This is a genomic window from Pseudomonas sp. TE21435, from assembly GCF_056279265.1.
On record NZ_JBWBQZ010000001.1, the window covers coordinates 4,497,847 to 4,511,027 of the forward strand.

Below are 13,181 nucleotides of genomic sequence, written 5' to 3' on the forward strand. Positions count from 1 at the left end.
CTCAAGGAAGCCTGCCCTGTGAAACCCTTGCTTGCCCTGCTGTCCCTTCTGGCGCTGCCGGTGATGGCCGCCGAACCGACGCTCTATGGCCGTTACGAGAACATCAAGCTGCCGGAGATCGGCCAGACCCTCAAAGCCAAGATGGATACCGGTGCCTGGACCGCTTCGCTGTCGGCCAAGGACATCGAGATGTTCACCCGTGATGGCAACGAGTGGGTGCGCTTCCGCCTGGCGACCGAGGGTGCCAGCGACAAGCTCTACGAACATGAAGTGTCGCGTATCAGCAAGATCAAGAACCGCGCCGAGGAAGATGACGAGGAGGAGTCGCCAGCGCTCTCGCATCGCCCGGTGATCGACCTGGAAATGTGCCTGGGCGATGTGAAACGCACCGTGGAGGTCAACCTGGTTGACCGCAGCAATTTCCGTTATCCGCTGTTGATCGGCTCCAAGGCCCTGCGCAAGTTCAAGGCAGCAGTGGATCCGCGCGAGAAGTTCACGGCAGGCAATCCGGGCTGCTGATGCAGCAGTTGCAAGCATCGAGCGACAAGCTGCAAGAAACGGCGGATCGGTGTAAGTTGCCGCGATCCGCTTTCACTTGAAGCTTGCAGCTCGAGGCTTGCCGCTCAGATGCCCCACATCCTCATCGTCGAAGACGAATCCGCCATCGCCGACACCCTCATCTACGCCCTGCAGGCCGACGGCCACAGCACCGAGTGGGTGACCCTCGGCAGCGCCGCCGTCGAGCAACAGCGTCTGCGCCCGGCCGACCTGGTGATCCTAGACATTGGCCTGCCTGACATCAGCGGTTTCGAAACCTGCCGCCAGTTGCGCCGTTTCAGCGAGGTGCCGGTAATGTTCCTCAGCGCCCGCGACGCCGAGATCGATCGCGTGCTGGGCCTGGAGATCGGCGCCGACGACTACGTGGTCAAGCCGTTCAGCCCCCGCGAGGTGGCGGCGCGGGTGCGGGCGATCCTCAAGCGCATGACGCCGAGGGTTGAAGTGGCCAGCGACAGCACACCGTTCCAGCTCGATACCCTGGCGATGCGTATCAGCTACCGGGGCCAGGCGCTGGCGCTCACCCGCCACGAGTTCCGCCTGTTGCAAAGCCTGCTCGAGCAACCGCGCCGGGTGTTCAGCCGCGAGCAATTGCTCGATGGCCTGGGCGTGGCTTCGGACGTGGGCTACGAGCGCACCATCGACAGCCATATCAAGAGCCTGCGCGCCAAGCTGCGCCAGGTCGCGCCTGACGCCGAGGCAATCCAGACGCACCGCGGCCTGGGCTACAGCTACAGCCCGGAGCACGCCTGATGCGCCTGGGGATTCGCATCTTCCTGGTGTACTTCCTGTTCGTCGGCCTGGCGGGCTACTTCCTGCTCAACACGGTGCGCGAGCAGATCCGCCCGGTGGTGCGTCAGTCATCGGAAGAAACCCTGGTGGACACCGCCAACCTGCTGGCCGAGATCCTTCATGACGATGTGAAGAACGGCACCCTGACCCAGAGCCGCCTGTCGCAGGTGCTGGCTTCCTATGGCGAGCGGCGCCCGAGCGCGCAGATCTGGGGATTGGCGAAAAACCAGGTCAGCCACCGGATCTACGTGACCGATGCCAAGGGCATCGTCCTGCTCGACTCCAGCGGCCAGGCCGTGGGCAAGGATTATTCGCGCTGGAACGACATCTACCTGACCCTGCGTGGCCAGTACGGCGCACGTTCGACCCGCAGCGACCCGGATGATGAAAGCACCTCGGTGATGCATGTGGCGGCGCCGATCCTCGACGGCGGCCAGATCATCGGCGTGGTCACCGTGGCCAAGCCCAACAGCTCGCTGCAGCCGTACATCGACCGCTCCGAGCGGCGCCTGCTGATCCTCGGCCTCGGGCTGATCGTGCTCGGCCTGTTGGTGGGGGCGGCGCTGTCGTGGTGGTTGACCCGCTCGCTGCGCCGACTCACCCACTATGCCCAGGCGGTCAGCGAGGGCCAGCGTGCCGCGTTGCCGCACTACAAGGGCGGCGAGCTGCTGCAGCTGGCCACGGCGGTGGAGCGCATGCGCACCCAGCTCGAAGGCAAGGCTTATGTCGAACGCTACGTGCACACACTCACCCATGAGCTCAAGAGCCCGCTGGCGGCGATCCGTGGCGCCTCGGAGCTGCTCCAGGGCGACATGCCGCAAGAGCAGCGGGCGCGCTTTGCCGGCAACATCGAGCGCGAGAGCGACCGCTTGCAGCAGATGATCGAGCGGCTGCTCAACCTGGCCCGGGTCGAACAGATGCAGGCCCTGGAGGACGAGCAGCAGGTGGCGGTGGCGGCGCTGATCGATGAGCTGTTGCTGGCCCATGGCACGAGGATAGACGGTGCCGGGTTGCAGGTGCGCCAGCGCATCCCTGCGGGCCTCAGGCTGCTGTGCGATCCATTCCTGATGCGCCAGGCGCTGGCCAACCTGCTGGACAATGCGCTGGACTTCACTCCGCAGCAAGGCGCGCTGGCCTTCGAGCTGGAGCGCGATGGCGAGCGTGTGGCATTGAGCCTGTTCAACCAGGGGCAGGCGATCCCCGAATATGCCCTGGACCGGGTCAGCGAGCGGTTCTATTCGCTGCCAAGGCCCGGGACCGGGCGCAAGAGCACCGGGCTGGGGCTGAACTTCGTGGCCGAGGTGATGCAGTTGCATGGCGGGGCGCTGGCGGTGGACAACGTCGAGGGTGGCGTGCGAGTGAGGTTGTGGCTGCCGGCGCGGCGCGTCAGTTGAGTTACCGGGGGCCGCTTTGCGGCCCTTTCGCCGGCGAGCCGGCTCCCACAGGGATTTGCGCATGGCATGCGCGCGGGTAGCCCGAATCTCCACACAATCTCCACATTTCCTCCCCAAGGGCTCCACGCAGCGGGCAGACACTGCCCGCATCGCAAACGGAGCCCAACCCCATGAACAAGACCCTAGGTTTCAAGCTCGGCCTGATCGCCGTGCTGATCCTGCTGCTGCTGATTCCCCTGCTGATGATCGGCGGTCTGATCGACGAACGTCAGCAACTGCGCAATAACGTGCTGGGCGAGATCGCCGCGAGCTCCAGCTTTGACCAGCTGGTCAGCGGCCCGGTCGTGGTGGTGCCCTATCGCAAGTACGAGCGCCGCTGGATCGACAAGGACGGCAAGAGTGTCCAGGAAACCAGCACGGTCCATGGCCAGCTGTACTTCTTGCCGGAAACCTTCGAAATGGATGTGGGCGTTGATACCGAGCTGCGTGCCCGTGGCATCTATCAGGCGCGCTTGTTCCATGCCAAGAGCAGGATCAGCGGCCGCTTCAAGCTGCCCGAGCGCTGGGGGATCGAGAAGGACTACGACGACTATCGCTTCGACAAGCCGCGGCTGATGGTCGGTATCAGTGATATCCGCGGCATCGAGAACAGCCTTGAACTGAAGTTGGACGACCAGCGCCTGCCGTTCCAGCCCGGCAACGGTGTCGACTGGTTACCGGGCGGCGTGCATGTGGACCTGCCGCAGTTCAGCGAGCCGCAGGCCCGGGAGTTCACCTATGCCTTCGACCTGGACCTGCTGGGCACTGGGCAATTGGCCGTGCTGCCGGTCGGGCGCAGCAGTACCGTGGACATGCGCGCCAACTGGCCGCACCCAAGCTTCATCGGCAACTTCCTGCCCAGCCGCCGCGCCATCGACGAGAAAGGCTTCAGCGCCCACTGGCAGACCACGTTCTTCGCCACCAACCTGGAAGAGGCGGTGCGCCTGTGCGCCACGGCGCAGAAGTGCGCTGACTTCACCGACCGGGCGTTCGGCGTGAGCTTCGTCGACCCGGTGGACCAGTACCTCAAGAGCGAGCGGGCGATCAAGTACGCGCTGCTGTTCATAGCCCTGACCTTCGCCGGCTTCTTCCTGTTCGAGGTGTTGAAGAACCTCAGCGTGCACCCGGTGCAGTACATCCTGGTGGGCGTGGCCCTGGCGTTCTTCTACCTGCTGCTGCTGTCGTTGTCGGAGCACCTGGGGTTCGGCCTGGCCTATGGGCTGTCGGCGTCGGGCTGTGTGCTGCTGATCGGCTTCTATCTGGTGCACGTGCTGCGCAGCCTTGGGCGGGGGGTGGGCTTTGCGGCGGGGTTGGCGGCGTTGTACGGCATGCTCTACGGGCTGCTCAGCGCCGAGGACTACGCATTGCTGATGGGCTCGTTGCTGTGCTTCGGCCTGCTGGGTGTGTTCATGGTGCTGACCCGCCGGCTGGATTGGTCGCGGGTGGGGAGGGGCGTATGAGGGAGGATAGAGAGATCGGGCGCTGGTTGGCGCAGAGGATTGGGCAGTTGTTTCCTGTGATACGGCGTTGATGCTGGGGCTGCTGTGCAGCCCAATCGCCGGCAAGCCGGCTCCCACAAGGATTGCGCTGAACTCTGTGGGAGCCGGCTTGTCGTGGCGACGAACCGCGGCGATTGCGGTGGATCAGGCTACAAGAGCTGTAGCCACCATCGACGGCCGCTTCGACACCTCGGTATACCACGCCGCCAGCCCTGGCTGCCTTTCACGCCAGCCGAACTCAGGCTGGCGCAGGTCCAGGTACCCCAGCGCACAGGCCACGCCAATCGCGGCCAAATCAAACCCCGAGGCCAGCTCCGCCAGGTGTTCCTGCTCCAGGTTGGCCAGGCTGCGACGGATCTTCTCGCCCTGGGCCTCGACCCAACCCGTCCACTGCTTGTCCGCCGGGCGCAGGAAGGTTTCATAGCGGGTAGCCACCGCAGCATCCATGATCGCATCGGCCTGGGAGACCAGGGTCAGCCGCCGCCAGCGCGCCGAACCCTCGCGGGGGATCAACGGCAGGCCTACATGCTGGCTGTCGAGGTACTCGCAGATAACCCGGCTGTCGTGCAGCACACTGCCATCGTCCAGGCGCAGGGCCGGAATCTTGCCGATCGGGTTTCCCCGGTTGAGCTGCTCGTCGCCGTTCACCGGGCTGATGTTCACGCCCTGCACGGTGACGCGCTCCAGCTGGCCGGTCTCGTGCAAGACGATCATCACCTTGCGTACGAAGGGCGACAACGGCGAATGGAACAGGATCATGGCTCAGTTGCCCTGCAGGCTGGGCGGCACGCACACACCGGTGCCACCGATGCCGCAGTAGCCGTCCGGGTTCTTGGCCAGGTACTGCTGGTGATAGGCTTCGGCAAAGTACACGGTCGGCGCCTGGGCAATCTCGGTGGTGATCTCGCCGAAGCCTGCCTTGCTCAGCTCGGCCTGGTAGGCGGCCTGGCTGGCCTGGGCTTCCTCGAGCTGCTGCGGCGAGGTGCAGTAGATCGCCGAGCGGTACTGGGTGCCGACATCGTTGCCCTGGCGCATGCCTTGGGTCGGGTTGTGCAGCTCCCAGAACATCGCCAGCAGTTCGCGGTAGCTGACCTTGTTCTTGTCGAACACCACCAGCACCACTTCGGTGTGGCCGGTCAGGCCCGAGCAGACTTCCTCATAGGTCGGGTTGGGGGTGAAACCGCCGGCATAGCCGACCACGGTGCTGACCACGCCTTCGCGCTGCCAGAAGCGCCGTTCGGCGCCCCAGAAGCAACCCAGGCCGAAGATGGCGAAGTCGACGTCGCCTTCGAAGAACGGGCCGAGCAGCGGGGTGCCTTCGAACACGTAGTGGAACTCGGGCAGGGTCATCGGGGTTTCACGGCCAGGCAGGGCCTGTTCCGCGGTGGGCAGGACGTTTTTGTTCACCAGGATTTCCGAACGCAGGACCATGGCCGTTCCTCTGTGTCTTTTCAGTTGGACAGGTGGTGGCCCGATCACCGGCAAGCCGGCTCCCACAGGGTCATACGTTCAACTGTGGGAGCCGGCTTGCCGGCGATGAGGCCTGGATGGCTTCTATAGTGCCCGAGGTTTGTGCCGCTGTCAGTCCACCGGCCCACGCGGATAGCGGCGCAGTTTTTCGCTCAGTTCTCGCCCCGGAATAGGGCGGTCGAACAGGTAGCCCTGGCCGACATCGCAGCGGTGGCGGCGAAGGAATGCCAGCTGCTCGGGCGTCTCGATGCCCTCGGCGACCACCTTGAGCTTGAGGTTGTGGGCCATGGCTACCACCGCCGAGGTGATCTCCATGTCGTCCTGGTTGTCGGGGATCTCGTTGATGAAGCTGCGGTCGATCTTGATGATGTCGATCGGGAACTTCTTCAGGTAGCTCAGCGACGAGTAACCGGTACCGAAGTCGTCCATGGCCAGGGTCAGGCCCAGGGCCTTGAGCTCGTCGAGCTGGCGGTGGGTGTCTTCGGTGGCTTCGAGCAGCAGGCCTTCGGTCAGCTCCAGTTCCAGCAGGTGCGGCGGCAGGGCTTCCTCTTTGAGGATGCCGGCTATCGAGCCGACCAGCTCCGGGTCTGAGAACTGCTTGGGCGACAGGTTGATGGCCACGTGCAGGTTGCCAAGACCTGCCTCGCGCAGCTGCTGGCTCATGCGGCAGGCCTGGCGCACCACCCACTTGCCGATGGGGATGATCAGGCCGGTTTCCTCGGCCACGCTGATGAACTGGTCGGGGCGGATCATGCCGCGCTCAGGGTGGTTCCAGCGCAGCAGCGCCTCCAGGCCCAGCAGCCGACCGCTGCGCAGGCACAGCTTGGGCTGGTAGAACACTTCTAGTTCGTTCTGGGTCAGGGCGCGACGCAGGTTGTTCTCGACGAACAGCTTGTAGCTGGCTTCGGCGTTGAGCACTTCGGTGAACACCTGGACCTGGTGCTTGCCGTTGGCCTTGGCCTTGTGCAGGGCCAGGCCTGCGTTTTTCATCAGCGTGGCCGGGTCGCTGCCGTGCACTGGCGCGCAGGCCAGGCCCACGGAGGCGGTTACGTTGATCAACTGGTTGTCGACGAACATCGGCTTGTCGAGGGTGCGCAGCAGCTGGTGGGCCACGCCCTGGCCGTCATCGAGGCTGGTGTCGTCGAGCAGCACGGCGAACTCGTTGCTGGCGAAGCGCGCCAGGCTGCCGCCGTTGCTCAGGCTGTTGCGCAGGCGCCGGGCCAGGCTGATCAACAGCTTGTCGCCGGTCTGGTGGCCAAGGCTGTCGTTGATCCGCTTGAAGTTGTCGATGTCCACCAGCAGCAGGCAGATCGGGCTGTTGCTGTCGCGGGCGAAGCGCTCGTCGAGGTTGCGGATGAACGCCGGGCGGTTGCCCAGGTTGGTCAGGTTGTCGGTGTAGGCCAGGCGCTCGATGCGCTGCTGGGCCAGCTTGCTCTGGGTGACGTCTTCGTAGATGCCGATGTAGTGGGTCAGTTCGCGATTGTCGCCGTACACCTTGGAGATCGACAGTTGTCCCCAGTAGGGCTCGAGGTTCTTGCGCCGGCTCTTGAACTCGCCCTGCCAGCTGTTGCCCATGGCCAGGCTCGACGGCGAGTCGAACAGCAGTTCGCTGAGGTTTTCCAGCGCTGGCAGTTCGGCCAGGTGGTGGCCTTGGACTTCCTCGGTGCTGTACTGGGTGATCGCCGTGAAGCTGGGGTTGACGTACTCCACCACGCCGTCGCGGTTGACCAGCAGGAAGGCGCTGGCGCTTTGCTCCACGGCCCGCTGGAACAGGTGCAGGGCGCTGGCGGCGGTGCGTCGGTTGTGGTTGTTGATGACCTGGGCGAACTGGTCGGCCAGCTCGCCAGCAAAGGCGATCTCGTCCGACTGCCAGGCACGTGGCTGGCCGGTCTGCTCCAGGCACAGCACGCCGACTACCTGGCCATCGATGCGGATGCTGGCATCGAGCATGGCGTTGTCGCCGGTGCTGTACAGCGACTCGGCCATTTCGCGGGTACGCGGGTCGTGGCTGGCGTTGTGGGCGTCGATGGCGCGGCTGGCGTGCAGGGCCTCGAGGTAGTCGGGGAAGCGGCTGGCGTCGATCGCTTCGGGCATGCGGTGCTGCTGTTCGCGGCGGTACCAGGCGCTGATCGGCTCCAGGCGCTGGTCGTTCAGGTACCAGATGCTGGCGCAGTCGACCCGGTAGATCTCGCAGGCGCTGCGAGTGATCAGCTCGGCGGCTTCGAGCAGCGAGTTGCCGACGCTGTAGCGCTGTCGCGCCAGGCGCAGGATCAGGTCCTGCTGGGCGCGTACCCGGTCCAGGTGCTCGAGCTGCTCCTGTTGGGCACGCTGGTTCAGCTGCAGGGCCAGCTGCAGGCGGTTGTTGCGCGATTCCAGGTCGTTTGCGTCGAGGTCGGGGGCGTCCTGCTGGTGGTCATCGAAGACCGTCAGGTAGCCACGCAACAATTGGCGGTTGTGCTGCTTGTAGCTTTCGCCGACCTCCAGCAGGCGCAGTGGCGCGGGGCTGGCGTGCAGGGTGTAGCACACCCGGTAATAGCCGCGCTGGGCCAGTTGCAACTGGATCTCGTCGTGCAGCTTGTAGCGCGCCTCCGGCTCCATGAGGCTGGCATAGGGCGAGCCGATCAGGGCGCAGAGCTCGGCGGCGGGCAGGCCGAACTGGCGGTCGCAGGCCGGATCGAGGTAAAGCATCGCCCAACTGGCTTCGTTCAGCCGTTCGAAACGCAGCATGCCGAGCCGCGAGGGCACGGGGAGCTGCGTCACGACCTCGGCCGCCACACGGCTGGCGGCATCGGGTTGGCTTTTCATCGAAGACTCGCTTGAACTGGGGCGCGGCCTGAGGCACGGCGTATCGGGCAAGGTTGCATCATGTCCCGTGGGCTGGCAAGCGGCCATGGGGGATGCTGTGAACAGGTTGTCGGCCAACAGGATGAAATCTGAAGCGAGGTCCTTGGTGGGAGCGGGCCCAATAAAAAAAAGCCCCGCCAATTGGCGGGGTTGAGGTACGAGCGTGGCAGCTCGAAAACGGTGCTGCCCCTCAAGTGAGGGGCAGCGTGCAGCTATTACAGCAGCATGGTGCGGATATCGCCCAGCACGTCGCCCAGGCGCTTGGTGAAGCGCGCGGCGGCGGCGCCGTTGATCACACGGTGATCGTAGGACAGCGACAGCGGCAGCATCAGTTTCGGCTGGAAGGCCTTGCCATCCCAGACTGGCTGCATGGTCGCCTTGGACACACCGAGGATCGCCACTTCCGGCGCGTTGACGATCGGCGTGAAGCCGGTGCCGCCAATGTGACCGAGGCTGGAGATGGTGAAGCAGGCGCCTTGCATGTCGTCGGCCGAGAGCTTCTTGGTGCGGGCCTTCTCTGCCAGCGCGGCGGCTTCGGCAGCCAGTTGCAGCAGGCTCTTCTGGTCGACGTTCTTGATCACAGGGACCAGCAGGCCGTCCGGGGTGTCCACGGCGAAGCCGATGTGCACGTACTTCTTGCGGATGATCGCCTTGCCGCTTGGCGCCAGCGAGCTGTTGAAGTCTGGCAGTTCCTTGAGCAGGAAGGCGCAGGCCTTGAGCAGCAGTGGCAGCACGGTCAGCTTGACGCCAGCCTTCTCGGCCACGGCCTTCTGCGCGACGCGGAAGGCTTCCAGCTCGGTGATGTCGGCGGAGTCGAACTGGGTCACGTGCGGCACGTTCAGCCAGCTGCGGTGCAGGTTGGCGGCACCGACCTGCATCAGGCGGGTCAGGGCGACTTCTTCCACTTCACCGAACTTGCTGAAGTCGACGGTCGGGATCGGCGGGATGCCAGCACCACCAGTGGCGCCGGCAGCCGGGGCTTCCTTGGCCTTCTGCATCATCGCCTTGACGTAGACCTGCACGTCTTCCTTGAGGATACGGCCGTGCGGGCCAGTGGCCGCGACCGAGCCCAGGTCGACGCCGAATTCACGGGCCAGCTGGCGAACGGCAGGGCCGGCATGGACCTTGGCGTTGCTGCCGGCGGCCGGCGCGGTGGCGACCGGTGCAGGGGCGGCAGCCGGAGCAGCAGCGGCAGGCGCTGCGGCCGGAGCAGCCTCAGCCTTGGCCGGAGCGGCGGCGGCTGGTGCCGGAGCAGCAGCAGGAGCAGCGCCAGCGGCTTTGATCTTGAAGATCAGGTCGCCGGTGCCGACTTCGTCTTCCAGCTTGCACAGCACGGCTTCAATCACGCCAGCGGCAGGCGACGGGATCTCCATGGAGGCCTTGTCGGACTCCAGGGTGATCAGCGACTGGTCGGCTTCGACGGTGTCGCCAACCTTGACCAGCACTTCGATGATCTTGGCCTTGCCCGACGAGCCGATGTCCGGCACGTGGATGTCCTGCACGCTGGCGGCAGCCGGGGCTGCGGCCGGAGCAGGGGCGGCTTCGGCGGCAGGCGCTGGGGCAGCAGCCTGGGCAGGCGCGGCAGCGGGCTTCTGTTCAGAAGCAGGGGCCTCAGGAGCCGCGGCAGCGGCACCCTCGACTTCCAGGACCAGCAGCTCGTCGCCTTCTTTCAGGCGGTCGCCCAGCTTGACCTTCAGTTCCTTGACCACGCCGGCCTTGGGGGCCGGAATCTCCATGGAGGCCTTGTCGGACTCCAGGGTCAGCAGGCTCTGGTCGGCCTCGATACGGTCACCGACCTTGACGAACAGCTCGATGATTTCACCTTCACCGCTGCCGATGTCAGGTACGCGAATGAGTTCGCTCACTTAAAAATACTCCTCAGCAGTCCAGTGGGTTGCGCTTGTCCGGGTCGATGCCGAACTTGACGATGGCGTCAGCCACAACCTTGGGTTCGATCTCGCCACGGTCAGCCAGGGCTTCCAGGGCAGCCAGCACCACGAAGTGGCGGTCGACTTCGAAGAAGTGACGCAGCTTCTTGCGGCTGTCGCTGCGACCGTAACCGTCGGTACCCAGGACCTTGAACTCTTTGCTCGGCACCCACTGGCGAATCTGCTCGGCGAACAGCTTCATGTAGTCGGTGGAGGCGATGACCGGGCCCTTGCGACCGGCCAGGCACTCTTCGACGTAGGTCTGCTGAGGCTTCTGGCCAGGCTTGAGGCGGTTGGCGCGTTCCACGGCCAGGCCGTCGCGACGCAGTTCGTTGAAGCTGGTGACGCTCCACACGTCGGCGCCGACGTTGAACTCTTCACGCAGGATCTTCGCCGCTTCGCGGACTTCGCGCAGGATGGTGCCGGAGCCCATCAGCTGAACGTGGTGCGCGGCTTCGCGGGTGTCTTCTTCGAGCAGGTACATGCCCTTGATGATGCCTTCCTCGACACCGGCCGGCATGGCTGGCTGCTGGTAGGATTCGTTCATCACGGTGATGTAGTAGAAGATGTCCTGTTGCTCTTCGGTCATCTTCTTCATGCCGTCCTGGATGATCACCGCCAGCTCGTAGCCGTAGGTCGGATCGTAGGTGCGGCAGTTCGGGATGGTGCCCGCCATCATGTGGCTGTGACCGTCTTCGTGCTGCAGGCCTTCACCGTTGAGGGTGGTACGGCCGGCGGTACCGCCGATCAGGAAACCACGGGTGCGGCTGTCGCCAGCGGCCCAGGCCAGGTCGCCGATACGCTGGAAGCCGAACATCGAGTAGAAGATGTAGAACGGCAGCATCGGCTGGTTGTGGCAGCTGTACGAGGTACCGGCAGCGATGAACGACGACATGGCGCCGGCTTCGTTGATGCCTTCCTCGAGGATCTGGCCCTTCTTGTCTTCGCGGTAGAACATCACCTGGTCTTTGTCGACTGGCTCGTAGAGCTGACCGACCGACGAGTAGATGCCCAGCTGGCGGAACATGCCTTCCATACCGAAGGTACGGGCTTCGTCCGGGATGATCGGGACGATGCGCTGGCCGATGTCCTTGTCCTTGACCAGCTGCGCCAGGATGCGCACGAAGGCCATGGTGGTGGAGATTTCGCGGTCGCCCGAGCCGTCGAGGATCGCTTTCAGCGTTTCCAGTGGCGGGGTCGGCACGCTGAAGCTCTTGGCGCGGCGCTGCGGCACGAAACCGCCCAGGGCAGCACGGCGTTCGGCCAGGTACTTGGCTTCGGCGGAACCTTCTTCGGGCTTGAAGAATGGCAGGTTCTCGAGGTCGGCATCCTTGACCGGGATGTCGAAGCGGTCACGGAAGTGACGCAGGCTGTCGACGTCGACCTTCTTGGTGTTGTGCGCGGTGTTCTTGGCTTCGCCGGCACCGGTACCGTAACCCTTGATGGTCTTGGCCAGGATGACGGTTGGCTGCTCTTTGTGGTTCACGGCCTGGTGGTAGGCCGCGTAGACCTTGTACGGGTCGTGGCCGCCACGGTTGAGCTTCCAGATCTCCTCGTCGGACAGGTCTTCGACCATGGCCTTGAGCTCTGGGGTGTTGAAGAAGTTCTCACGGACGTACGCGCCGTCCTTGGCCTTGTAGTTCTGGTACTCGCCGTCGATGACTTCGTCCATGCGGCGCTGCAGGGCACCGTTGGTGTCCTTGGCCAGCAGCGGGTCCCAGAAGCGGCCCCAGACGACTTTGTTGACGTTCCAGCCACCGCCACGGAACACGCCTTCGAGTTCCTGGATGATCTTGCCGTTGCCGCGAACCGGGCCGTCGAGGCGCTGCAGGTTGCAGTTGATGACGAAGATCAGGTTGTCCAGCTTCTCGCGGCCGGCCAGGGCGATTGCGCCCAGGGATTCCGGCTCGTCGCACTCGCCGTCGCCCATGAAGCACCAGACCTTCTGCTTGCCGGCCGGGATGAAGCCGCGGGCTTCCAGGTACTTCATGAAGCGCGCTTGGTAGATGGCCTGGATCGGGCCCAGACCCATCGAAACGGTCGGGAACTGCCAGAAGTCAGGCATCAGCCATGGGTGCGGGTACGAAGACAGGCCGTTGCCATCCACTTCCTGGCGGAAGTTGTTCATCTGCTCTTCGTTGATGCGGCCTTCCATGAAGGCGCGGGCGTAGACACCAGGGGATGCGTGGCCCTGGAAGAAGATCAGGTCGCCGCCGTGTTCGTCGGTCGGGGCCTGGAAGAAGTAGTTGAAGCCGATGTCATACAAGGTGGCGCTGGAGGCGAAGCTGGAGATGTGTCCGCCCAGGTCCGAGTCTTTCAGGTTGGTGCGCATGACCATGGCCAGGGCGTTCCAACGCACCATCGAGCGAATGCGGCGTTCCATGAACAGGTCGCCGGGCATGCGTGCTTCGTGGGTGACAGGGATGGTGTTGCGATACGGCGTGGTGATGGCATATGGCAGCTGGGAGCCACTGCGGGTGGCCAGCTCGCCCATACGGGTCATCAGGTAATGAGCGCGGTCTTCGCCTTCTTTGTCGAGGACCGACTCCAGGGCATCCAGCCATTCCTGGGTTTCGATTGGATCGAGGTCTTGCATGGCTTGCTCCAGGGCGGAAAGGCCACCAGAATCGATGGCCTGAGTTTGCGACTGGCCTTATGGG

The 13,181-nt window shown here is 64.5% G+C and carries 9 protein-coding genes; 4 read left to right on the top strand and 5 right to left on the bottom strand.

All coding sequences use genetic code 11. The features are described 5' to 3' along the window. Window positions 1-18: 18 nt before the first annotated feature. The 4 genes from rloA2 to creD all read left to right on the top strand — a co-directional run bounded on the left by rloA2 (window position 19) and on the right by creD (window position 4,240). The gene (gene rloA2, locus ACZ9C1_RS20310; protein ID WP_094011550.1) at window positions 19-519 is read left to right on the top strand and encodes a retropepsin-like aspartic peptidase RloA2; all 501 of its coding nucleotides are present in this window, start codon (window positions 19-21) and stop codon (window positions 517-519) included. Window positions 520-627: 108 nt separating this feature from the next. After that, window positions 628-1,308, top strand: coding sequence for a two-component system response regulator CreB (creB, locus tag ACZ9C1_RS20315; RefSeq protein WP_102681869.1), 681 nt, complete (start codon window positions 628-630; stop codon window positions 1,306-1,308). Continuing rightward, window positions 1,308-2,741, top strand: coding sequence for a two-component system sensor histidine kinase CreC (creC, locus tag ACZ9C1_RS20320; RefSeq protein ID WP_476254313.1), 1,434 nt, complete (start codon window positions 1,308-1,310; stop codon window positions 2,739-2,741). Before creB ends, creC begins: the two co-directional genes overlap by 1 nt. Window positions 2,742-2,911: 170 nt before the next feature. Beyond that, window positions 2,912-4,240, top strand: coding sequence for a cell envelope integrity protein CreD (gene creD, locus ACZ9C1_RS20325; protein WP_046857437.1), 1,329 nt, complete (start codon window positions 2,912-2,914; stop codon window positions 4,238-4,240). A gap of 183 nt (window positions 4,241-4,423) precedes the next feature. Here the strand turns inward: creD and ACZ9C1_RS20330 are convergent, their stop codons facing one another. The 5 genes from ACZ9C1_RS20330 to aceE form a co-directional block, all read right to left on the bottom strand. After that, window positions 4,424-5,038 carry a glutathione S-transferase gene (locus tag ACZ9C1_RS20330; protein WP_476254314.1) on the bottom strand — a complete coding sequence of 205 codons (615 nt, stop codon included), beginning with the start codon at window positions 5,036-5,038 and terminating at the stop codon, window positions 4,424-4,426. 3 nt (window positions 5,039-5,041) lie between these two features. After that, a complete protein-coding gene (gene msrA / locus ACZ9C1_RS20335) occupies window positions 5,042-5,710 on the bottom strand; it encodes a peptide-methionine (S)-S-oxide reductase MsrA (RefSeq protein ID WP_277502520.1) in 669 nt (222 codons plus the stop codon). A gap of 150 nt (window positions 5,711-5,860) precedes the next feature. Continuing rightward, the gene (locus tag ACZ9C1_RS20340) at window positions 5,861-8,554 is read right to left on the bottom strand and encodes a putative bifunctional diguanylate cyclase/phosphodiesterase (protein ID WP_139667978.1); all 2,694 of its coding nucleotides are present in this window, start codon (window positions 8,552-8,554) and stop codon (window positions 5,861-5,863) included. Between the two features lie 254 nt (window positions 8,555-8,808). Continuing rightward, window positions 8,809-10,458, bottom strand: coding sequence for a dihydrolipoyllysine-residue acetyltransferase (gene aceF / locus ACZ9C1_RS20345; protein WP_457378220.1), 1,650 nt, complete (start codon window positions 10,456-10,458; stop codon window positions 8,809-8,811). 13 nt (window positions 10,459-10,471) lie between these two features. Further along, the gene (gene aceE, locus ACZ9C1_RS20350; RefSeq protein WP_110697399.1) at window positions 10,472-13,117 is read right to left on the bottom strand and encodes a pyruvate dehydrogenase (acetyl-transferring), homodimeric type; all 2,646 of its coding nucleotides are present in this window, start codon (window positions 13,115-13,117) and stop codon (window positions 10,472-10,474) included. Window positions 13,118-13,181: the final 64 nt, after the last annotated feature.

What these genes read in the sequence shown, in the direction of transcription:
- creB (WP_102681869.1), top strand. Translation starts at nt 628, where the DNA reads ATGCCCCACATCCTCATCGTCGAAGACGAATCCGCCATCGCCGACACC.
- creC (WP_476254313.1), top strand. Translation starts at nt 1,308, where the DNA reads ATGCGCCTGGGGATTCGCATCTTCCTGGTGTACTTCCTGTTCGTCGGC.
- creD (WP_046857437.1), top strand. Translation starts at nt 2,912, where the DNA reads ATGAACAAGACCCTAGGTTTCAAGCTCGGCCTGATCGCCGTGCTGATC.
- ACZ9C1_RS20330 (WP_476254314.1), bottom strand. Translation starts at nt 5,038, where the DNA reads ATGATCCTGTTCCATTCGCCGTTGTCGCCCTTCGTACGCAAGGTGATG.
- msrA (WP_277502520.1), bottom strand. Translation starts at nt 5,710, where the DNA reads ATGGTCCTGCGTTCGGAAATCCTGGTGAACAAAAACGTCCTGCCCACC.
- ACZ9C1_RS20340 (WP_139667978.1), bottom strand. Translation starts at nt 8,554, where the DNA reads ATGAAAAGCCAACCCGATGCCGCCAGCCGTGTGGCGGCCGAGGTCGTG.
- aceE (WP_110697399.1), bottom strand. Translation starts at nt 13,117, where the DNA reads ATGCAAGACCTCGATCCAATCGAAACCCAGGAATGGCTGGATGCCCTG.